The organism is Corynebacterium sp. p3-SID1194, assembly GCF_025144155.1.
Lineage (GTDB): Bacteria > Actinomycetota > Actinomycetes > Mycobacteriales > Mycobacteriaceae > Corynebacterium.
Map to the genome: position 1 here is coordinate 14,691 of NZ_JALXWY010000021.1, position 19,834 is coordinate 34,524.

Below are 19,834 nucleotides of genomic sequence, written 5' to 3' on the forward strand. Positions count from 1 at the left end.
GCGGTTAGGAAATGGCAGACATGATCGGGTCCATGGCGAAGAACACCACGAAGAGCGCGGAGATCAGCCACATCAACCAGTGCACGTCCTTCGCCTTGCCGGCGAAGACAGAGAACAGTGCGAAGGTGATGAAGCCGATGCCGATGCCGTCGGCGATGGAGTACGTGAACGGCATAGCCACGATGGTGAGGAAGGACGGCAGAGCGATGTGGAACTTAGTCCAGTCGATCTCGCTGACCTGCATCATCATGAGGGCACCAACGATGACCAGCACCGGCGCGGCGGCCTCGATCGGCACGATCTCGTAGAGCGGGGTGAAAAACATCGCGGCGATGAAGAGCAGGCCGGTGACGATATTGGCCAGGCCGGTACGCGCGCCGTCGGCGATGCCCGCAGACGAGTCGACGAAGACCGTGGCGGACGACGCGGAGCCCGCGCCGCCGACGACAGCGCCGAGGCCCTCGACGACGAGCGCCTTTTTCATGTCCGGCAGCTCGCCCTTCTCGTCGACGAGGTCTGCCTGGCGGCCGAGCGCGGTCATCGTGCCCATGGCGTCGAAAAAGTTGGCCAGCACCAGGGTGAACACCAGCAGGGATGCGGTGACGACACCGATATTGGTGAAGGCGCCGACAATGTCGACTGCACCGACGATGGAGAGGTCCGGGATGCCGCCGAAGGAGTCCGGAAGGGTCGGCACTGCCAGGTTCCAGCCGGTCGGACCGTTATCGGCCGCGGAGCCGGCGCCGGTGACAGCTTCCACAATCAGGGCGATGATCGTGTTGATCACGATGCCGATGAACAGGCCGCCCGGGATCTGGCGGGAAACCATGAAGCCACAGATGAACAGACCGAGAATGAACACGAGCGTGGGCCACGACGCGATGGAGCCGTTGATGCCCAGCTGGACTGGGACCGTGGTCATCGCCGCGTCAGGGATGCGGCGGACGAAGCCGGCGTCGACGAAGCCGATCAGGGAGATGAACATGCCGATGCCCACGCTGATCGCGGCCTTCATCGACGGCGGGATCGCGCGGAAGACGGCAGTGCGGAAGCCGGAGATGGCCAGCAACACGATGATGATGCCGTCGACGACCACCAGGCCCATCGCCTGCGCCCAGGTGAGTCCCTCCATGCCCACCAGCGTGACGGCGACGAGCGTGTTAAGGCCCAAGCCGGCGGCGATGCCGAACGGGTAATTGGCGATGGCGCCGAACAAGATACACATCACACCGGCCACCAATGCCGTTGCGGCAGCGACCTGCGGGATGCCCAGCACGGTGCCGGCGGAATCCTCACTCGTGCCCAGGATCAGCGGGTTGAGCAGGACGATGTACGCCATGGCGAAGAACGTGACCACGCCGGCGCGCACCTCGCGGCCCACTGAGGAGCCGCGCTCAGAAATGTGGAAGAAACGGTCGAGGCCGGAAATCTCCCCCGCCTCATTGGGTGTCTCGGTCACTTTTGTGGAGCCGGACGGATTCGTGGTGTCACTCACTGTGATTCCCCTGACGTTTGCATGTCAATAACGGCAATAGCGTCCCACTCACAGCACGAAAATCAAAATGGCGCGGACGGGGAATCAGGCAGAACTGGAATTAATACAGGGGTTTTTCGTCGTCGAAAAGCGCGCTACTCGGCGTGACGTCCTCGCTGTCGACCTTGGTCTCGGAGTGGGCTCCGCAGCCGTATACTGCGGAAACAACGTGGCCGTCCGCGGAGTATTCATTGGCGCAGATGCCGAAATTCTTGCCCACTGGTTCCGCCGCCGGGATATAGAACGCGCAGGTCTTGCACTGCAGCGCCGCCTGGGAGGCATGGTCCGAATTGGGCCCGAATTCGCCGCGCCGCCACCGCTGCTTCGCCGCCTTCAACCCCGTGGTGGTCAGGTACTGCTTCGTCTCCCGGCCAATGAAGACCACTGCGTCTTTGGAGAAGGAGTCGTCGGTCAGGCGCTCGTCGTCCGGAGCCGGCTCCATGAGATCGCCCGGGCCGAGGTCGCCGGGGCGAAGACGCTCGGTGTACGGCACCCAGTCCGGGGCCTGCAACGCATCGCCCGACGGCGCAGGCACGAGCGCGACCTCGTTGACAGTGATGTAGTCGGAGCCAGTCGCGCATGCGAGGACCGCATTCCATTCCCATCCCGAATAGCCAGGCACGTCCGCCTCGAAGCGGTGGGTGGCTACATTCGCGCTCAGTCCGACAACACCGATGTGGTCGCCGACTGCGCCTTGGTCGAGCTCGAGCAACGCATCACGCGCGGTCGTCACCGCTTTGTCGCCGAGCAGCGGTCCTGCTTTCTTGTCGTTTCTTCTCCGGGGCACGCACCCCATTATGGCTGACACTGTTGCAAGATAGACTCTATGGTCCAATTCCCCCACGCCGCCGCGTTGCTGTCGTCCATCTCCGCCGTGTCCGCGGTCGCCCTTCTCGTCGGGTGCAGCGCCGAGGGCAGCTCGACGGCTGTACAGAAGGAAGCGGAAGGCACGGAGATGCTCACCGTCTCCATCAACGAGACGCTCCCCTTCGACGACTCAAGCTTCACCCAAGGCCTCGAAGTCGCGCCCGACGGCACGCTGTACGTCGCCACCGGCATGAACGGCGAATCGCGCATCTACCGCACCACAACGGAGGGCAAAGAGCTAGCCAGCCAGGATCTCGCACCGGAATTCTTCGGCGAAGGCATCACGCGCGTCGGCGACCACTTGTGGCAATTGACCTGGCAGAGCAACACCGCGATCAAGCGCGACGCAGAGACACTCGACGAGCTCGAGCGCACCTCCTTCGAGGGCGAAGGGTGGGGCCTGTGCCACCGCCAGGACGCAGGGGAGGTGATCTTCTCTGACGGAACGGCCGAATTGCGGCGCATGGATCCGGACACGCTCACCGAGCGCGAACGCTTCACCGTCACCCGCGACGGTCAGCCGCTCGAGGGCATCAACGAGCTCGAATGCGTCGGCGACGATATTTACGCCAATATTTTCACCACGACGGACATCGTGCGCATCGACGCGAAGACAGGAAAGGTCGAGGCGCTTATCGACGCCTCCGGCGTCCCAAACAACGCCTCCCCCGACCCGAACCATGTGTTGAACGGGATCGCCCATATCCCAGACAGCGACAATGAGTTCTTCCTCACGGGCAAACGCTGGCCTGACATGTACCGGGTCACCTTCGAACCGAAATAGGGGCGCTTGCCCACCTGCCGGTTAGACTGCTTAGTCATGGTCGAAAGCAAGGCAGGAACGTCGAAGACCACGTGGACTCCCGCGTGGACGGTCACAGCAATCACTGTCGCGGTGATCGCCATTGTCGCTGGCCTCTATTTTTTCCTGAACTGGCAGGAGAACCGCCCCGCCACCCCACCAGCTGAGCTCGAGGTCGCGGCCACAGCTGACGGCTCCGATAACGAGCAGGAGGTCTCCTCCACCCCGTTCAGCGTCTGCGAATTCGGCGCCGAGTGCCCGGAAGGCGAGGTCACCCGAATCAACGCCGAGGGCGCTGAAAATATCCGTCTCACCGTGCCCGACGAAGTCTCTCAGCAGCAATGGACGGTGCTCAGCATTTACGACGACCCGGCCGCGAATACTGAGCGCACCTTCACACCAGGCGAAGCCACCGAAGTGGATATTCCCGTGACCACCCAGCATGACGGCAACGACACCAATCTCGTCGTCATGGAAGTCTCTGCCCTGCTCATCGGCGCAGACGATAAAGGCGAAGAAACCCCCGTCATGGCCACATGGGCGTTCACGACGGAGGCTGAATAAGGGGCGGGTTTTAAAGCTCCGCGCTTAGGCGTCGAGCTCCTTGGCCACTGCGCGGAGAATTTCCGCGATCTGGCGGGACTCCTTACGCTCCGGGTAGCGGCCTGCGTCGAGCGCCGGCTGCACCTGAGTCTCAAGCATGGACATCACATCTGCAAGCATGCTGCCCAGTTCCTCCGGCTTGCGGCGGTGCACCGGGCGGCGGCGCGGCTCGTCGAGCACCTTCACGCGCAGCGCCTGCGGCCCGCGACGTCCTGCGGCGAAATCGAATTCGATTCGCTGTCCCGGGAAGAGCTCGTCGACGCCGTCGGGCAGCACGTTCTTGCCCACGTAGACGTCCTCGTCCCCTGGGTTAGAAGCGAAGCCGAAGCCCTTCTCGGCATCGAACCACTTCACTTTTCCTACTGGCATGCGCGATCACCACCGATAATCGAAAGAATTCAAAGAGTTCAGTGTAGCGCGACGGCCCCCAACCGCCTAGTCGCCCGATCGGCGACACGCCAATGGTAACGATTGTGCGGTACGTCACGAAAACACCTTTTTTGCAGGTGAAGGCCCCCAAGCTACAGATCCTGCGAGTCACACTGTTCACATGCATCACAAATCGTGCCGAGAACGTGACTCAATCGTTATAAACGGTTACAGTTCTTGCCATGCCCCTAGACGGGCGTGACCTTTAACGCTGCCAGCCACGTTCAGTTTTGTCCGGCCGGCATGAAAACCGATGAAAGTACACAAGTACATAGGACAAAAGCGGGGGACCCACCCAGCACCGCACGAAGAACGCGCGTGCACCGCGGAAGAAATCCGCTTGGGGTGAAGCCGCCGACGATGCGGCCAGGTGTGCGAAAGACCTCAGCCTGAACCCGACAGCTCACCTCGCAGACGTACAACAAGAGAGGAAACAGCCCAACATGGGACGTCACAGCAAGCAGAACCGTAACCTGACCACCAAGGCCGTCGCTGGCGCTACCGCTGCCCTGGCCACCACCGCCCTGATCAGCCCGATCGCTTCCGCTGCCCCGGATTCCGACTGGGACCGTCTCGCACAGTGCGAGGCTGGCGGCAACTGGCACATCAACACCGGCAACGGCTACTACGGCGGCCTGCAGTTCAACGCAGGCACCTGGCGTGCTTACGGCGGCGGCGAGTTCGCTGCCCTGCCGCACCAGGCAACCCGCGAGCAGCAGATCGCTGTCGCTGAGCGCACCCTCGCCGGCCAGGGCTGGGGCGCATGGCCGGCATGCTCCGCTCGCCTGGGCCTGCGTTCCGCTCCGACCCCGCGCAACGTCTCCGCTAACAAGCCGGCACCGAAGCCCGCTCCGAAGCCGGCTGCTGCTCCGAAGCCGAAGCCTGCCCCGAAGCCGGCCGCTAAGAAGAGCACCGAGCTCGAGGTCGACGCGGTGTACACCTCCATCACCCGCGAGCTGAACAACCGTGGCATCGCCGTCCCGGCGCGCGTCACCGCAACCTACAAGGCCAACCGCAACGACTACAACGCGTTCTACCTGGCTAACAAGACCCTGATCGACGCTGTTCTCGCTGGCGACACCCAGGGCATCGCTTCCGCGGCCCAGGCCAACTTCAACGACTACGTCTCCGGCCTGCAGCAGCAGTACGCCGCCCGCTAATCAGATTTAGCGCGCCGACGCTAAAGAGCGCCCGCCCCGCTTTGGGGCGAGCGCTCTTTTTCTATGCAGAATCAGCCTTATTCCGCGGCGTCTTTCACCACGGAGATCTGCCAACCGGCATTCTGGTTCTGCACGAAGTCCTTCACGCCATGGCCGTTGTCGGCGGCCCACTGCGGGATGGATTCAGTTGCCTGGGTGCAGTCGAAGTCGATGATGAGCTCTTCGCCGGAGTTGAGCTCCGACATCGCCTGCTTTGCCTCGATGAGCGGGAACGGGCAGACATCGCCGAGGGTGTCGAGGATGTAGCGGCCCTCCCCCAGCGGACGCGCCGTGGTGTCCTGTTTCGGCTTCGTCTTCAGACCGACGCCGCTGGACGCGGAGACGATATTGAATTTCGGCGCCTCCTCAACCTCGGACTGGCGGGGCTCAACGCCCGCGAGTTGCGGTTCGCTAATGGATTCATCGGTGGTGTACACACCGCCTGCCCCCTTGGCAGCACCCTGCTTCACCCCGGACGGCTTCAGCCACAGCTTCGCACCGACGAAGACGCCGAGAGCGATGAACGCCATTGCGACCCAGCCCTGGTAGCTGAACAGGGAGGTCTGCACCATTCCGTTGCCGACGGTGCAGCCACCGGCCAGGGATGCGCCGACACCCATGCCGATACCACCGATAATCGCGCGGACGGACGTGCGGCCGTCCGGAACGCGGATGCGGAATTCGCCGGCGACCTTCGCGGCGATGTAGGAGCCGACAAGGATGCCCAGGACCAGCAGGGTGCCCCAGTTGAGGAATCTCCCTTCACCGGTGGTGATGTAGCTCATCAGGTGAGCCGACGGAGTGGTGATGCCCAGGCCGTCGTTGCGGCCGGTCGCCGCAGACAGCGGCCAAGCGAGTACGCCGAGTAGACCGACGACAGCACCAGCGGTATACGGGTGCAGCGGCTTGCGGTACCACGGCTGCTCCAGAGTCACCTTCGGCTTTGCGGCATCACGGGCAAGGTAGCGCTGCGCAATGAAAGCGGTCGCGAGCGCGAACGGGATCGCAAACCACCAGGCTGACACCCCTAGGGTCTGCGGCAGTGTCGTCCACCCGGTGTCCCATTCCTTCAGCTTGTCATTGAAGCCCGACAGGAAGCCGCTCTTCATCGCGGCGGCGGACAGGCCGTAAAACAACAACGCGAACCACGAGCCGACCAGACCTTCGCCGGAACGGTACCAGGTGCCCGATGCGCAGCCGCCGGCGAGAATGATCGCCAACCCGAAGATGAAGCCGCCGAGCGCCACAGCGAGCGGCGCGAAGGTGCGGTACTCCGGCGAAATGACGCCCAGCGATGTGAGCGCCGCGAGGCCGATCGCGTGGACAGCGATAACGATGAAGAACGCGACGAGACCGCGGCCCTGCTTTTGCAGGAAGACATCGCGCAGCATGCCCGTCACGCAGAATCGGCCGCGCTGCATGACGATGCCGAGCGCCGCGCCGACCGCCAAGCCGGTCAGAATCATGGGAACCTCCAGTGCTTCAATTAAGCCATTAAAAACACTGGGGAGTCTACAATCTATGAACCAGTTAGTATATATAGAATTCACATGAAACAAACTGATCGGTCTATTCATATGGGCAAAATAAAACCGCGCAACGCCTCAACATCGAAGCGTTACGCGGCGAAAAGCTACAGCTAATTACTGCGAGGTGTTGATGCGCAGCGTGTTGTGCACGTAGCCGGTCTCCTCCCACGGACGGGGCAGGACCGTGTCATTGCCGAAGGGGCTGTTCGCACCCGTGAGCTTGGAGGAAATCTCCGTCACCGGGTGGCCATTACCCGGGGTGTGCGCAGGCCACGCCGGGTTGATCTGGGTGATGTTCTCGAGGTCTTTAGCCATAAGGCCTATTCTTTCACGTCAGCGCCCAAAACGCACGTAAACTCACCCCCGCAATGAATTCCTTCACCCGTTCGCTCACCGCACTCGACGACGCCGCGCTGCGCCGCCTCATCGACGCGCGCCCCGACGCGTTCTTTCCTGCGCCTCCACAGGTCGCCTCGCTCGCTACGCGCCTTGCGCTTCCCGGGTCTATTGCACGAGCTTTACGACGCCTCACCGCCCCCGACCTGGCACTTCTCGAACGTCTCGCTGATGCCGGGGCGGAATTCAACCCATGTGACGCCACCGCGCATGCCGGTGAGGGGAAGCTCGACAACCTTCGCACCCACGCGCTCGTCTTCGGCGACGACGATGAGCTCCGCATCGCGCCGGGGGTACTCAGCGCTGTCCCCGCCGGCTGGCGCGTGACCGATCCGGTGCCGGAGAAGCTCGATGAGCTCATGGCAGATAACTCCTCCCCCGAACGCAAGGTGCTGGAAACACTCGCCACCAATGGCGGTGTGGGCACCACGAAGGCTGCTGCACCAGATGCGGCCCCGGATACGCCCATCGCCACGCTCATCGCGAAAGGTCTGCTCGTCCGCGTCGACTCCAATACGGTCCGCCTCCCCCGCCCCGTCCGCGACGTGCTTCGCGGCCACCCGGCCCGGACGTTCCCGATGTCAGAGCCACCTGTACCGGAGATCGATCAGGACACAGTGGACACCGCCGCCGCGACGCAGGGGCTGGATGCTGTCCGGCAGCTCCGTCAGTTGATCACTTCGTTGTTATCGGAGCCCGTCGCACTGAACAAGGACGGCAGCGTGGGAGTACGCGCCCGAGCGAACTTACGCAAAGAGCTCGGCTTCGACCCGGCGTTACTGATCACGATCGGCGAGTCCGCGGGACTGATCGGCCGCGGCAATGTGGAGGACACCGATGTCCTCGCCGCCACGAAGGACGCCCTCACATGGCTGGACGCAACCCTGTCCGACCAATGGGCGATCCTGCTCGCCGGATGGGCCGCCTCCCCGTGGCGGACGGACAAGGAAGAAAAACTCCTCTCCCCGGACATGCACTCCCCCGATGCCCGCGGGGCGCGCCTGACGATCCTACGCCATCACGGCGACACCGAGCGTCTCTTCTATTTCGCTCCCCTGCCAGCCTCGCAGCTGCCGCCGTCCTTCATCAACACCACTACCCACGAAGCCCGCTTCGTGGGCGCGCTCGATTCGACTCCTGCAGCATCGACACCGCTGGCGGCGCTTCTCGACGGCGCCGATATCGCTGCCGCGACCCGCGAACTCGTGCCCGCCCCGGTAGACACTCTCATCGCACAGGCCGACATGACGGTGCTCGCACCTGGCCCACTCGAACCGGAAATGGGCGCATTCCTCGAACGCATCGCGGACCTCGAATCTCCCGGCGTGGCCAGCGTGTGGCGCATTTCCGACGCGTCCGTGCGCCGCGGCCTCGATGCGGGACTCACAGCGGAGGAGATCCATGCCTGGCTGAATGACCATGTGATGGGCGAGGTTCCCCAGGGCATTGCATTCCTCATCGACGACACCGCCCGCACCCACGGTTCCATCCGGGCTGGGTCTGCGATGAGCTATATCCGCAGCGCGGACCCTGCGCTCATCACGACGGCGGCTGAAAAACTCAGCGGAATCATCCGCCCGCTCGCGCCGACCGTCGGTGTCTCGCAGCTCCCGCTGCCGAAACTCATGGATGCCCTGCGCAAGGCAGGCCTGCAGCCGACCGCCGAAGACGAGTCAGGTGCGCAGCTCAACATGGCGCCCGAGCCTGCGTTTGTTCCCGCCACTCCTTCTCACCTACCGCGCCCGACCGCGGTGACCGACGAGCAGGCCGAACAGATTATCGCGCGCCTGCGCTCGGAGAGCACCAGCGCGGAGCCCGCGCCGCCGGCCGCCGGGGACACCATCGAGACACTGCGCGCCGCCGCGCGCGGCAAGCGCCAGGTCACGCTGGGCTACGTGGATAAGAACGGCCGCGGGAAGACACTCACCGCCCTGCCTTTGTCGGTATCTGCCGGGCAGGTCGACGCGCATGTTCCGGCCACCGACTCGGTGGTGCGCATCGCTTTGCCGCGCATCACCAAAGTCGTGATGGCCTAGCGGCTCACCCGCTCGAGCACCTCCAGCACGTGCTCGTAGTCCTTGCCGGTTGCGGCAGTCAGTCCCAGCTCGCAGGTGCGGTTGGAAGACGCGTGGCATTGGGAGTCGAATTCGGCGACTTCCTCCGCCTCGCGCTTGGTGGCAGCGTGAGTGAGCTCTGGGTGCAACATGCCGCGGTCGCCGGCGTAGCCGCAGCAGTTCCACTCCGGCGGCACGTTGACCTTGTCAGCGGCGGCAGCGGCGACTTGGGAGAGGTCGTCGATAAGCGAAAGGTGCGTCGCGGAGCACGTCGGGTGAAGCGTGATCGAATCGACCTTCTTGCTCACCGTGAGCTTGTCCACCACCTTGTCGCGCACGAATGCAACTGCATCGATGACGGTGATGCCGATGGTCTCAGCCATGTCCTGGAAGCCGTGGGTGCAGCTGGTGGCATCGACGATGACTGGCAGACGGCTGCCGTCGGTAGCGGCGATGAGCTCGTCGTTGACGCGGCGCTGCATGATGTCGTGGCCGGTCGCCATGCCTTTCGACGCCCACGGGGTGCCGCAGCACATCCCGTCGATGCCGTCGGGCACGACGAGGGAGAGCCCGGCGCGCTCAACCAGTTTCGCGAATGCGGCGGATGCGCCAATGCCCTCGCCCTGCGGACCGAACATGGAGTTCACGCAGGCAGGAACGAACACGCCGACGGGTTCGGCGGTCGGGTCGCCGATGCGCGTGCCGAAGGCCTTGGAACGGGAAGTACCTCCCTTGGTCAGCTCCGGGCGGTACGACGGCACGGTGTCCTCGCCGACGAGCGCGCGGGCGACATCAGTGACCTTCTCCACCAGCGATGCGGGCAGGTAATGCGCGCCGGTCAGTGCGGTGGAGGCGAGTTTATTGCCCGGTCCCCATGCCTTCGCGGCGGCCGCCCAACCAGCCGATTCGACCGCGCCGGCCTGGCCGCGGCGCAGGGACTTGATGAACTTGCCGGTGTCGATGCCCACCGGGCACGCAGTCACGCACATAGAGTCGACGGCGCAGGTATCGATGCCCTCGTACTGGTATTCGGCGTCAATGTGCTTGACCAGCTCAGTATTGCCTTCCTGGTTCGCCTTGGCGCGGGCGCGGCGGACCACGATGCGCTGGCGCGGAGTCATGGTGAGATCACGCGAGGGGCACACCGGTTCGCAGTAGCCGCATTCCACGCACGAGTCGATCTCGTCTTCGACCTGCGGGTTGAGCTTGAAATTCTTCATGTGCTCGCGCTCGTCATCAGTGATGATCACACCCGGGTTCATCACGCCGCGCGGGTCGGCGGCGCGCTTGAGCTCCACCATGACCTCGTAGAGCTCGTCACCGTACTGGCGGCGCACATACGGCGCCATGACGCGTCCGGTGCCGTGCTCAGCCTTGAGGTTGCCGCCGGCGCCGAGCACGAGATCCACCATCGCCTCGTTGAAACCGTCGTAGCGGCCCAAGTTCTCGTCGCCCTCGAAACGGTCGGTGATGAGGAAGTGGATATTGCCGTCCTTGGCATGACCGAAGATGACGGCATCGTCGTAGGAGTATTCGTCAAACAGCCCCTGCAGCCCGCCGCAGGTGTCGGCCAGATCCTCGACGGGCACCGCGATGTCCTCGAGCAGTGCCGTCGTGCCGGACGGGCGCGCCTCCGCGACTTGGGCGTAGAGGCCCTTGCGGAAGGCCCACGCCTTGGCCGCTTGCTTCGGGTCGGTGGAGAATTCCGCAGGCGTGGCCAGATCCAGCTCGCCCAAGAGCTTCGCGCCGGCACGCTCGTACTCGCGCAACTGCTCTTCCTCGTTCGCGTGGTACTCGATGAGCAGCGCCGCGTGCTGGTCCAGCTCGAAGCCGGTGATCTGCTCCGGCACCGAGTCAAAACCGCGCCCGACAGCGATGGAGCGCGAATCCATCAGCTCGAGCGTGGCCGCCTTAGAGTCGAACAGCGCGGGCAGCGAGCGCCTCGCCGCGTCGATCGTTGGGTACACCGCGATCGTCGTGGTCTTCAGCTTGGGCGCCTCTACCGTGCGCAGCACCGCCTCAGCGATGAACGCCAACGTGCCCTCGGAGGCGACCAGCAGGTGCATGAAAATCTCCAGCGGGGACTCGTAGTCCAAAAACGCGTTGAGCGAATAGCCCATCGTGTTCTTCAGCGCGAAGTGCTGCTCGATCTTCTTCACGGATTCAGCGTTGCCGCGCACACGACGCTTCAATTGCTCGAGCTTTTCGACGAGCTCCGGTTCCTCCCGCGCAAATTGCGCCTCCGCATCCGCATGCGCGGTATCGATGACAGTGCCGGACGGCAGCACGAATGTCAGGGATTCAAGGGTGTTGTAGGTGTTGTACTGCGTGCCGCACGCCATGCCGGAGGAGTTGTTGGAGATCACGCCGCCCAAGGTCGCCGCACCTTCTGACGCCGGATCGGGACCGAGTTTCCGGCCGTAGGGTGCGAGGTGCGCGTTGACCTGCCGCACCGTCGAGCCGGGTTGGACGCGCACGCGTTTACCGGCATCGAGAACCTCGACACCGCGGAAGTGCTTGCGGACGTCGACAAGCATGCCACCGCCCCCAGCCTGCCCGGACAGCGACGTGCCGCCCGCGCGCAGCACGACCGGGGCGCCGGAAGAAATCGACGCCCGGAAGGCCGCGGCGACATCCTTCGCGTTACGCGCTTCCGCGACCACCTGCGGGGTGTAGAGGAAGTGCGATGCATCGTGCGCGTATTTGATGCGATCGATCTGGCGGGTGGAAATCGTCTGGTCGGAACCCAATTCGCGGACCAGATGCGCAGCAGGGGATGTGATTGTTGCAGTCATAGTCTCATGCTATCCCCATCGAGCGCGCCGAACTTTTTTCGTCCAATCCGTTGACAGATTGTTGGGTTTATATAACACTTGTTTGTGTGGCAGCACGAAAACAACCGAAGAGTCCGATTCATAATCGGGTTCGCGTCTTGAGGACGGAGCGCGACATGTCGCGAAACCAACTCGCCGAGCTCATCGACGTGAACCCGCAGACCATCGGCGCTTTGGAGCGCGGCGACCACTCCCCCAGCCTCGACCTCGCCTTCCGTGTCTGCGAGGTATTCGACCTCCCCGTCGAGGCCGTGTTCTCCCGCACCGAATTCGCCCCTATGTCGAAGGAGCTGTACCCGAAATGAAACGCCTCGACCGCGAGAGAAAAACGAAGACTCTGATCTTTGTTTTCTTTTTCTTCATGCTCGCTTTCATCGTCTGCACCGCTCTCCAGCCGATACTGCGCCAATGGTGGCTGTCCACCCTATCGATTACTTTCGTCGTGATCAGCATGATCGCGTGGGCGCAGATCAGAGCGGAGAACGGAAACGCCGACAGTGTCCCAGAAGACCAGCTCGACGAGTACGAGCGCAGCGTGCTGGACACCTGGCGCAAGCGCGCGATGAAGGTGTTCGCCCTGCTCAACGGAATCGGCGGCTTCACCTTCATGCTTCTCGGCGAGCGGCTTGACACACCGGGCAGCACGGCCCTCTTAGCCGCCGGTTATTTCATGCTGTTCACTTTCCTTATCGTCTACCCGCTGCCCATGATCGGCTACGCCATCACCTTCAACCGCAAGGAGGACTGACAATGACCACTCTTGACATCAGAGACCTGCATAAACGCTTCGGGGAGACCCAGGCGCTCGACGGGATGAACTTCACCGTCGGTGACGGCGAGCTCTACGGCTTCGTCGGTTCCAACGGCGCTGGCAAGTCCACCACGATGCGCATCGCGCTCGGCGTGCTCGAGGCCGATTCCGGCGAGGTCCTCCTCGACGGCACTCCGCTCAACGACGCGACGCGCCGCCGCATCGGCTACATGCCGGAAGAGCGCGGCCTGTACGGCAAGGAGAAGATCCTCGATCAGCTCGTCTTCCTAGCCAAGCTCCACGGCGTGGACGGCGCCGCTGCGAAGAAGCGCGGCGAGGAGCTCCTGGGCGAGCTCGGCTTGGGCGAGCGTTTGAACGACAAGCTCGACGATCTTTCGTTGGGCAACCAGCAGCGCGTCCAGCTCGCCGCCAGCTTGATCCACGACCCGGACATCCTCATCCTCGACGAGCCGTTCTCCGGCCTCGACCCCGTCGCTGTGGACGTCATGAGCACCATGCTCACCGACCACGCCCGCAATGGTGTCCCCGTCGTTTTCTCATCCCACCAGCTCGACCTCGTCCAGCGCCTGTGCGACCGCGTGGGCATCGTCACCCGCGGCCGCATGGTCGCCGAAGGCACCGTCGACGAGCTCCGCACCCACGGCCCTGTCCGCTACAAAGTCGGCACCACGGCCCGCGGATGGTTCCCGGAGGGCACGACGCTTATCGACGACGCCCCGGACCACGTCATCCTCGAGACCTCTTCCACCGGCAACGATCAGCACATCCTCCGCGCAGCCCTCGCCGCCGGCGATGTCCATGAATTCACCCGCGTTGTCCCCGACCTGACCGACCTGTTCAAGGAGGTTGTGAAGTAATGACCACGAGCACCTATTCCCCACTCCACACCGTCCTCACCACCGCTAAGCGCGAGATCCAGATCCTCTTCAGCAAGAAATCCGTGATCATCACCTTGCTGATCATGATGCTCGCCATCATCGGCTTGATCGGTTTCGCCGCCTGGCAGAAAGACAAGAGCGACTCTAAGGATCCCACCACTGTCGCCGTCGTCGGCGTTGAAAGCCAGACTTTTGAAGGCACCACTTTCGAACCGCGCGAAGCCGCCGACCGCGCTGAAGCGGAGCAGCTCGTGCGCGACGGTGAGGTGGACACCGCACTCGTTGTCGAAGGCGATACCTGGCAGGTCATCAGCGACGGCTTCCCCAAACCCGAAGTTGTCGCCGACGTTAACGGCACCGCCGACGGAGTCGCTCAGACCACCGCGTTAGAAAAGCTCGGGATCTCCCCGGAAGAATTCGCAGCTGCCAGCCCGAAAGTTGAGGTCGTGCCGGTGGACATCGCCGATTTGGACGCTGGCAAGAACGATGCCGAGTCTGAGCAGGACTTCATCAAACTACTCACTACGTTCGTACTGTTGATGGCCATCGTCTTCATGGTGATCACATTCGCCGCGCAGGTGGGCAGCCGCGTGACGGAGGAAAAGTCCTCCCGCGTTGTCGAGCTCGTCCTCGCCGCGGTGCGCCCGCTCGACTTCCTCGCGGGCAAGATTCTGGGCAACCTCGTCTTCGGTTTCGTGTCCACAGCCGTCCTCGTCGCCGCCGCTGGGATCAGCCTGAAGGCGACGGGGCTGCTAAAGGATGTCGACATCGCATGGTCGATTCTTCCCATCATGCTCCTCTCATACGTCCTGGCCATGCTCTTCTTCGGCGGGCTTTACGCCGCGGCTGGCGCGATGGTGCAGCGTACTGAGGATCTCCAGTCCACTCAGATGCCAGTCCTGCTGTTGATCATCGCCAGCGCCTATATCCCCGCCTTCGGGTGGATGAACACCGGAGCGACCTGGATGCAGGTAGCTAGCTGGATCCCGCCGGTGTCGATTTTCGCTGCACCGCTGTCCTACGCAGCCGGCGAGTTCACCGCACTCCAGCTCGCGGGTTCGCTGGCCATCGCCACCATCGCGACCCTCGCGGTCATCTGGGTCACCGCACGCATCTACCGCCGTTCCATCCTGAATAACGGCAAGACCACCAAGTGGTCGGAGGCGCTGAAGGGCTAACCCTCCTCCACCTTGACGTCAAAGACAGAATGAAGCCGGGTCCCATTCAGGGCCCGGCTTCTCGTCTGCCAACAATTACTTGGAGGCTGTCTCCGGCTGAGTCGCAGCCTCGTCCTTCGGCTGCGGCGTCTTTCCACGGTTGATCGCCTCGCCGAGAGCATCAGCGATGGACGCTTCGCCGCACAGGCCCGGGATGAACAGGACGATGGAGCCGACGAGGGTGCCAAGCAGCGCGGCCAGCGGACCGCGGTTATCGGCCACGAACGTAGCGGCATCCCGCTCGCGGCCTCACCTCAAGCGGCCGCCTGGGCCCTTTCCGCGCACCTTAGAGATGTCGCGACGGATCCATTTTTTGATGGAGCACGCGGATCACTTCGATGCGACCACCAAAATCTCTATAGAAAATTTTGTGTTTCCCTGCGCCCTTCATCCGGTAGCCAGGCCTGACCCCTCCAGCGACCTCCCCATCTTTGGGCTTCCAGAAAGTTGCTCGAAAGTCGCCAAAATCTGCCCCACGTATTGTTCTGCCCTCAACGTCCCCCATTCTGCGGCGGTGTAGCGCCAAATCTCCTCGAGATCTAGCTCCGCTTCGCTACTAAGCAGATACCTCATGCTGGTTTTTCATCCGTGCGATGAATGATTCCGGATCGAAATCCTTCACGAATCCACTTCGTTCGCCCTTCTCCAACTCCGCATTCAGCGCCGCAAAGAGCCGTTCGCGTTCCTCGACTAGTCGGAGGCCCTCCCTCAGAACCTCGCTGGCCGAGGCATATCTCCCCTCTTCCAGCAGTTCGGCAATGAACTTATCGTAGCGCTCCCCGAGGACGACAGAAGTATTCTTAGCAGGCATGCCATTACCTTACCATTTCTTGGTACTCACCCTTCCGAAGTTCGACTCTCTCGACCTCGGCAGGCATAATCGCCCCATGGCTTTAGGTGACGGCCCGCTCATTGTTCAGTCCGACAAGACGGTCCTCCTCGACGTCGCGCACCCCGAAGCGGGGGCGGCGCGCACGGCATTGGCACCGTACGCGGAGCTCGAGCGCGCACCGGAGCACGTCCACACCTACCGGATCACTCCCCTGGCGCTGTGGAATGCGCGGGCAGCGGGCTTCGACGCGGAGCAGGCCGTGGACGTCCTCGAGCGCTACTCCCGGTTCCCCGTCCCCCAGGCCCTGCTGATTGATGTCGCCGAGACGATGGCGCGCTACGGCCGGGTCCGCCTGCTCAAGCACCCGGCACATGGCCTCATTCTCGAGGCGGACGACGCCGCGATCCTCACCGAGATCACCCGCAACAAGAAGATTCAGCCCATGGTGGGCGCGCTTATCGACGACACCACCGCCCCCGTCCACCCCTCCGAACGTGGCCGGATCAAGCAGGAGCTGACCAAACTCGGCTGGCCTGTGGACGACCGCGCCGGCTACGTCGACGGTGAATCCCACCCAATCCGGCTCACCGCCGGATCGGACGGAGAGGACGGCTGGGAGCTGCGCGATTATCAGCAATACGCCACAGAGTCATTCTGGGAGGGCGGTTCCGGCGTGGTCGTGCTGCCCTGCGGCGCCGGCAAGACCATCGTCGGTGCGGCTTCCATGGCGCAGGCCCAGACCACAACGCTGATCCTGGTCACCAACACCGTCGCTGGCCGGCAGTGGCGCGATGAGCTGCTCCGCCGCACGACCCTGACCCCCGAGGAAATCGGCGAGTATTCCGGCGAGCGCAAGGAGATCCGCCCCGTCACCATCGCCACGTACCAGGTGGTCACCCGCAAGACGAAGGGCGAGTACAAGGCGCTCGAGCTCTTCGACTCCCGCGACTGGGGCCTGATCATCTACGACGAGGTGCACCTTCTGCCCGCCCCTGTCTTCCGCATGGCCGCGGACCTCCAATCGCGCCGCCGCCTGGGCCTGACCGCGACCCTCGTGCGCGAGGATCACCGCGAAGACGATGTCTTTTCCCTGATCGGCCCCAAGCGTTATGACGCCCCGTGGAAAGAGCTCGAAATGGCCGGTTACATCGCCACCGCCGAATGCGTCGAAGTCCGCACCACGCTCACCGAAGACGAGCGCATGATGTACGCCACCGCCGAGACCCGGGAACGCTACCGCATCGCGGCATGCAGCGAGGGGAAGCTGGCGGTCGTCGATAAGCTTCTTGCCCAGCATTCTGGGCAGCAAACGTTGATCATCGGCGCCTTCATCGAGCAGCTCGAGGACATCGCTGCGCGCACGGGTGCCCCGCTTATCGACGGAAAAACCTCCACCAAGAAACGCGAAACCACCTTCGACGCGTTCCGGAACGGTGAGATCCAGACTCTCGTTGTGTCGAAGGTGGCTAATTTCTCCATTGACCTACCCGAGGCCGCCGTGGGCATCCAGGTCTCTGGCACATTCGGCTCACGCCAGGAAGAAGCCCAGCGCCTCGGACGGCTGCTCCGCCCGAAAGCCGATGGTGCGGAAGCGCTGTTTTACACCGTCGTCGCACGCGACACGCTCGATGCCGAGTACGCGATGCACCGCCAGCGTTTCCTCGCCGAACAGGGCTACGCCTACCGGCTGGTGGACGCAGCGGACCTCTAAACTGTGAGGTTATGAATCGCTTTCACTTCGACGTTGATGAAACTTTCGCCAAAAAGCACAACGAGATGCTGCGCGATACGCGCAAGGTGACCATCTCCGGCATCAGTCTGTTCGTCATCTGCGTCGTCGCGGCCGTGCTGCTGTGGACGCTGACACCTGCCGGTTCGGCATGGGGCTGGTTCGGCGTGATCGGCCTCGTCCCGTTCGGCATCGTGATGCTCATCGTCGGCCTCATGGTCCCCCGTTCCGTCGGCGGCGCGCAGGAACTCTACGACCGCTATCCGCTTGCCCCAGCCATCATCGCCGAGGTCAACCCGCGCGATATGGTGCTCATGGCGCTGGTCAACATCAACGTTGACGAGACCCTCCCGCCTAAGTACGCGGCGGCCCTGCGCACGGTCTCCTCCATCCCCGGCATCGACGAGCCGAAGGTGGGCACCAAAGTGCCGTCAGTCGCCGTCGGCGGCCGCCGCACCACACGTGACAAGGATCATTGGCAAGAGGTCACCCCGATGCCGATCGCGTGGGCCACGCCTGACAGCGCCGTCGTCAAGCAAGCGCGAACCGCAATCCCGCAGGAACAGTGGGACAAGCTAGGCAAAGCGCGAGCCAAGCTTGACGACGTCAAAGCGACCCCCATGAACCTACTCCCCCTCTAAAAGGGGACGAGGTGCAGTTCATCCACTACACCGATACCCAGAACGCTTACTGGAACGCCAACGTGAACAACGAGGCGGCTTACGGCGCTAACACGCTGGAGAAGGCCATGGAGGTCGCGCCTGACTCCACCTTCGCTGTCCACATCGGCGACTTCGTTGAGACCGCGGCTGTCGAGGACACCAAGAAGGAAGAGATCGACGGCGTCGAGCACCACGTGAACCCGGAGGGCGTCACCTACATCATTCCGAACACCTCTGGCACCAAGGCGTACGACGCGATCTACAAGAAGGGCGTCGACCACGTCCACAAGGTCCGTCCGAAGCTGGACTGGATGACCGAGGAAGACGTCGAACTCTGGAACGGCCTGTACGACGTTGCTGAGCAGCCGCAGGACTCCCCGAAGTTCGAGCACAAGCACGAGAATTACCGTCAGTCCACGGTTCAGTGCTTCGCGGTCTACACCGTCACCGACGAGACCTTCAAGATCGACTTCTACAAGGTCAAGGGCGATCTGCACAAGGGCGAGGAGCGCACAGTCGAGCTCTACAACTCCTACGGCATTGTGAAGAAGTAACTCGCTACTTCTAAAACACAAGAAGGCCAGTCCCGGTGCGGGGCTGGCCTTTCTTCATGTGTGACGTTCTAAATGAATTGGCGGATAAGCGCGTAAAGAGCAACGACCACGATGAGGCCCTTCAAGAACTTGTTAGAGAGCCTCTTCGCGATGCGCGAACCGACCAGACCGCCAATCAAACCGCCGGCAGCCAGGATGGCCACTCCGACCCACAGCACCTCTGCACCAAAGAAAAGGAAAGCGATCAAGTAGACGAGAGCAGCGACGGAGTTCACGATCATGGACAAGAAGTTCTTGACCGGGTTCACGTCTTTGAATGGGTGGCCCGTGCCCACGCCCATGATCGCCATGTAGAGCACACCCTGCGCCGCAGTGAAGAAACCGCCATACATAGACGCCAAGCCCATCGCACCGACGAGACCGGGACGCTTGTACGGTGCGCCGACGGTCCCGTCGCCCGAGTCCGCCCCCACGACCTGAGTCTTCGAGAACGCTTTCACGAACCGCTGCTGGAAAATCACGAGGAGCAAGGCGACGACAATCAGGATCGGGATGACCCAATCCAACGCCGAGGACGGAGTGAACAGGAGCAGCAACGAGCCGGCAGCCGAACCAACAATGGTGGCGACGATCAGCGGGCCAAGGAACGGCAGCTCCTTCTTCGTCTCATGACGGAAACCCCACGCTGATCCGAAAGACGCGAACATCATGCCGATCGTGTTGGTACGCACCGCGACCCCCGGCGGTACGCCGATCGCCAGCAGTACAGGCAGGGTAAGCAGAGACCCAGAACCGACAGCGGAGTTGATAATGCCGGCCATGATGCCCATGGCGAACAGCAGCAGCCCGGATAGAACGGTCATCTCGTGAAACTCCTGGAATCCTGAAGTAGAAGAAATACAAAAAGCGGCACCCCTTGAGGAGTCTATCCTCGAAGGGCGCC

At 63.0% G+C, this 19,834-nt stretch carries 21 protein-coding genes and 1 riboswitch; of the genes, 11 read left to right on the forward strand and 10 right to left on the reverse strand.

Annotation, left to right across the window (positions count from 1 at the left end):
- Window positions 1-4: 4 nt before the first annotated feature.
- Both M3G19_RS10545 and M3G19_RS10550 read right to left on the reverse strand, forming a co-directional pair.
- Complete coding sequence (locus tag M3G19_RS10545; RefSeq protein ID WP_259902614.1) at window positions 5-1,459, reverse strand: NCS2 family permease; 1,455 nt, start codon at window positions 1,457-1,459, stop codon at window positions 5-7.
- A 136-nt stretch (window positions 1,460-1,595) separates the two neighbouring features.
- Complete coding sequence (locus M3G19_RS10550) at window positions 1,596-2,321, reverse strand: DUF3027 domain-containing protein (protein WP_259902598.1); 726 nt, start codon at window positions 2,319-2,321, stop codon at window positions 1,596-1,598.
- Between the two features lie 39 nt (window positions 2,322-2,360).
- On the opposite strand from M3G19_RS10550, the gene M3G19_RS10555 reads away from it, so the two are divergent.
- Together M3G19_RS10555 and M3G19_RS10560 are read left to right on the forward strand one after the other, a co-directional pair.
- Window positions 2,361-3,185: a glutaminyl-peptide cyclotransferase gene (locus M3G19_RS10555; RefSeq protein WP_259902599.1), complete on the forward strand. Its 825-nt coding sequence runs from the start codon at window positions 2,361-2,363 to the stop codon at window positions 3,183-3,185.
- A 36-nt stretch (window positions 3,186-3,221) separates the two neighbouring features.
- Window positions 3,222-3,767: a DUF2771 domain-containing protein gene (locus tag M3G19_RS10560; RefSeq protein ID WP_259902600.1), complete on the forward strand. Its 546-nt coding sequence runs from the start codon at window positions 3,222-3,224 to the stop codon at window positions 3,765-3,767.
- Between the two features lie 24 nt (window positions 3,768-3,791).
- Here M3G19_RS10560 and M3G19_RS10565 read toward each other — a convergent pair whose 3' ends face one another.
- On the reverse strand, window positions 3,792-4,175 hold the full coding sequence (locus M3G19_RS10565) for a cold-shock protein (protein ID WP_210575652.1): 384 nt from the start codon (window positions 4,173-4,175) through the stop codon (window positions 3,792-3,794).
- A 301-nt stretch (window positions 4,176-4,476) separates the two neighbouring features.
- Window positions 4,477-4,668: riboswitch (cyclic di-AMP (ydaO/yuaA leader) on the forward strand.
- Window positions 4,669-4,678: 10 nt separating this feature from the next.
- Here M3G19_RS10565 and M3G19_RS10570 point away from each other — a divergent pair.
- The gene (locus tag M3G19_RS10570) at window positions 4,679-5,395 is read left to right on the forward strand and encodes a resuscitation-promoting factor Rpf1 domain-containing protein (RefSeq protein ID WP_259902601.1); all 717 of its coding nucleotides are present in this window, start codon (window positions 4,679-4,681) and stop codon (window positions 5,393-5,395) included.
- A 77-nt stretch (window positions 5,396-5,472) separates the two neighbouring features.
- Here the strand turns inward: M3G19_RS10570 and M3G19_RS10575 are convergent, their stop codons facing one another.
- On the reverse strand, window positions 5,473-6,900 hold the full coding sequence (locus M3G19_RS10575) for a YeeE/YedE thiosulfate transporter family protein (protein ID WP_259902602.1): 1,428 nt from the start codon (window positions 6,898-6,900) through the stop codon (window positions 5,473-5,475).
- Window positions 6,901-7,077: 177 nt separating this feature from the next.
- Window positions 7,078-7,278, reverse strand: a complete 201-nt coding sequence (locus tag M3G19_RS10580) for a hypothetical protein (RefSeq protein ID WP_259902603.1) — start codon at window positions 7,276-7,278, stop codon at window positions 7,078-7,080.
- Window positions 7,279-7,331: 53 nt separating this feature from the next.
- On the opposite strand from M3G19_RS10580, the gene M3G19_RS10585 reads away from it, so the two are divergent.
- Complete coding sequence (locus M3G19_RS10585; RefSeq protein WP_259902604.1) at window positions 7,332-9,395, forward strand: helicase-associated domain-containing protein; 2,064 nt, start codon at window positions 7,332-7,334, stop codon at window positions 9,393-9,395.
- On the opposite strand, the gene M3G19_RS10590 is transcribed toward M3G19_RS10585, so the two are convergent.
- Window positions 9,392-12,208 carry an FAD-binding and (Fe-S)-binding domain-containing protein gene (locus M3G19_RS10590; RefSeq protein ID WP_259902605.1) on the reverse strand — a complete coding sequence of 939 codons (2,817 nt, stop codon included), beginning with the start codon at window positions 12,206-12,208 and terminating at the stop codon, window positions 9,392-9,394. The genes M3G19_RS10585 and M3G19_RS10590 overlap by 4 nt on opposite strands.
- 50 nt (window positions 12,209-12,258) lie before the next feature.
- On the opposite strand from M3G19_RS10590, the gene M3G19_RS10595 reads away from it, so the two are divergent.
- The 4 genes from M3G19_RS10595 to M3G19_RS10610 are packed head-to-tail and all read left to right on the forward strand — an operon-like array spanning window position 12,259 to window position 15,075.
- Entirely contained in the window at window positions 12,259-12,552 is a 294-nt protein-coding gene (locus M3G19_RS10595; protein ID WP_396121779.1) for a helix-turn-helix transcriptional regulator, read from the forward strand.
- Entirely contained in the window at window positions 12,549-12,995 is a 447-nt protein-coding gene (locus tag M3G19_RS10600; protein WP_210575666.1) for a hypothetical protein, read from the forward strand. The genes M3G19_RS10595 and M3G19_RS10600 overlap by 4 nt, the downstream gene beginning before the upstream one ends.
- A 2-nt stretch (window positions 12,996-12,997) precedes the next feature.
- Window positions 12,998-13,876 (forward strand): ABC transporter ATP-binding protein, encoded by an 879-nt coding sequence (locus M3G19_RS10605; RefSeq protein WP_259902606.1) that lies wholly within the window; start codon window positions 12,998-13,000, stop codon window positions 13,874-13,876.
- The gene (locus tag M3G19_RS10610; protein ID WP_259902607.1) at window positions 13,876-15,075 is read left to right on the forward strand and encodes an ABC transporter permease; all 1,200 of its coding nucleotides are present in this window, start codon (window positions 13,876-13,878) and stop codon (window positions 15,073-15,075) included. The genes M3G19_RS10605 and M3G19_RS10610 overlap by 1 nt, the downstream gene beginning before the upstream one ends.
- A gap of 75 nt (window positions 15,076-15,150) precedes the next feature.
- On the opposite strand, the gene M3G19_RS10615 is transcribed toward M3G19_RS10610, so the two are convergent.
- From M3G19_RS10615 to M3G19_RS10620, 3 genes are all read right to left on the reverse strand, one after another.
- On the reverse strand, window positions 15,151-15,336 hold the full coding sequence (locus M3G19_RS10615; RefSeq protein WP_259902608.1) for a hypothetical protein: 186 nt from the start codon (window positions 15,334-15,336) through the stop codon (window positions 15,151-15,153).
- A 165-nt stretch (window positions 15,337-15,501) separates the two neighbouring features.
- A complete protein-coding gene (locus M3G19_RS11965; RefSeq protein WP_396121780.1) occupies window positions 15,502-15,687 on the reverse strand; it encodes a type II toxin-antitoxin system RelE/ParE family toxin in 186 nt (61 codons plus the stop codon).
- Window positions 15,671-15,925: a type II toxin-antitoxin system ParD family antitoxin gene (locus M3G19_RS10620; RefSeq protein WP_259902609.1), complete on the reverse strand. Its 255-nt coding sequence runs from the start codon at window positions 15,923-15,925 to the stop codon at window positions 15,671-15,673. Before M3G19_RS10620 ends, M3G19_RS11965 begins: the two co-directional genes overlap by 17 nt.
- 76 nt (window positions 15,926-16,001) lie before the next feature.
- Between M3G19_RS10620 and M3G19_RS10625 the strand changes: the two genes are divergently transcribed.
- Genes M3G19_RS10625 through M3G19_RS10635 form a run of 3 tightly spaced genes read left to right on the forward strand, consistent with a single transcriptional unit; the run spans window position 16,002 to window position 18,891 of the window.
- Window positions 16,002-17,657: a DNA repair helicase XPB gene (locus M3G19_RS10625; RefSeq protein WP_259902610.1), complete on the forward strand. Its 1,656-nt coding sequence runs from the start codon at window positions 16,002-16,004 to the stop codon at window positions 17,655-17,657.
- Between the two features lie 11 nt (window positions 17,658-17,668).
- A complete protein-coding gene (locus M3G19_RS10630) occupies window positions 17,669-18,316 on the forward strand; it encodes a DUF3239 domain-containing protein (protein WP_259902611.1) in 648 nt (215 codons plus the stop codon).
- Window positions 18,317-18,327: 11 nt separating this feature from the next.
- Entirely contained in the window at window positions 18,328-18,891 is a 564-nt protein-coding gene (locus M3G19_RS10635) for a hypothetical protein (protein WP_259902612.1), read from the forward strand.
- Between the two features lie 68 nt (window positions 18,892-18,959).
- On the opposite strand, the gene M3G19_RS10640 is transcribed toward M3G19_RS10635, so the two are convergent.
- Window positions 18,960-19,754: a sulfite exporter TauE/SafE family protein gene (locus M3G19_RS10640; RefSeq protein ID WP_259902613.1), complete on the reverse strand. Its 795-nt coding sequence runs from the start codon at window positions 19,752-19,754 to the stop codon at window positions 18,960-18,962.
- Between the last annotated feature and the right edge of the window lie 80 nt (window positions 19,755-19,834).

Excerpts from the sequence above, each read along its gene's own strand:
- M3G19_RS10620 (WP_259902609.1), bottom strand. The coding sequence starts at position 15,925 with ATGCCTGCTAAGAATACTTCTGTCGTCCTCGGGGAGCGCTACGATAAG.
- M3G19_RS10570 (WP_259902601.1), top strand. The coding sequence starts at position 4,679 with ATGGGACGTCACAGCAAGCAGAACCGTAACCTGACCACCAAGGCCGTC.
- M3G19_RS10640 (WP_259902613.1), bottom strand. The coding sequence starts at position 19,754 with ATGACCGTTCTATCCGGGCTGCTGCTGTTCGCCATGGGCATCATGGCC.
- M3G19_RS10625 (WP_259902610.1), top strand. The coding sequence starts at position 16,002 with ATGGCTTTAGGTGACGGCCCGCTCATTGTTCAGTCCGACAAGACGGTC.
- M3G19_RS10555 (WP_259902599.1), top strand. The coding sequence starts at position 2,361 with ATGGTCCAATTCCCCCACGCCGCCGCGTTGCTGTCGTCCATCTCCGCC.
- M3G19_RS10560 (WP_259902600.1), top strand. The coding sequence starts at position 3,222 with ATGGTCGAAAGCAAGGCAGGAACGTCGAAGACCACGTGGACTCCCGCG.
- M3G19_RS11965 (WP_396121780.1), bottom strand. The coding sequence starts at position 15,687 with ATGAGGTATCTGCTTAGTAGCGAAGCGGAGCTAGATCTCGAGGAGATT.
- M3G19_RS10580 (WP_259902603.1), bottom strand. The coding sequence starts at position 7,278 with ATGGCTAAAGACCTCGAGAACATCACCCAGATCAACCCGGCGTGGCCT.
- M3G19_RS10605 (WP_259902606.1), top strand. The coding sequence starts at position 12,998 with ATGACCACTCTTGACATCAGAGACCTGCATAAACGCTTCGGGGAGACC.
- M3G19_RS10610 (WP_259902607.1), top strand. The coding sequence starts at position 13,876 with ATGACCACGAGCACCTATTCCCCACTCCACACCGTCCTCACCACCGCT.
- M3G19_RS10590 (WP_259902605.1), bottom strand. The coding sequence starts at position 12,208 with ATGACTGCAACAATCACATCCCCTGCTGCGCATCTGGTCCGCGAATTG.
- M3G19_RS10600 (WP_210575666.1), top strand. The coding sequence starts at position 12,549 with ATGAAACGCCTCGACCGCGAGAGAAAAACGAAGACTCTGATCTTTGTT.
- M3G19_RS10585 (WP_259902604.1), top strand. The coding sequence starts at position 7,332 with ATGAATTCCTTCACCCGTTCGCTCACCGCACTCGACGACGCCGCGCTG.
- M3G19_RS10575 (WP_259902602.1), bottom strand. The coding sequence starts at position 6,900 with ATGATTCTGACCGGCTTGGCGGTCGGCGCGGCGCTCGGCATCGTCATG.
- M3G19_RS10565 (WP_210575652.1), bottom strand. The coding sequence starts at position 4,175 with ATGCCAGTAGGAAAAGTGAAGTGGTTCGATGCCGAGAAGGGCTTCGGC.
- M3G19_RS10630 (WP_259902611.1), top strand. The coding sequence starts at position 17,669 with ATGAATCGCTTTCACTTCGACGTTGATGAAACTTTCGCCAAAAAGCAC.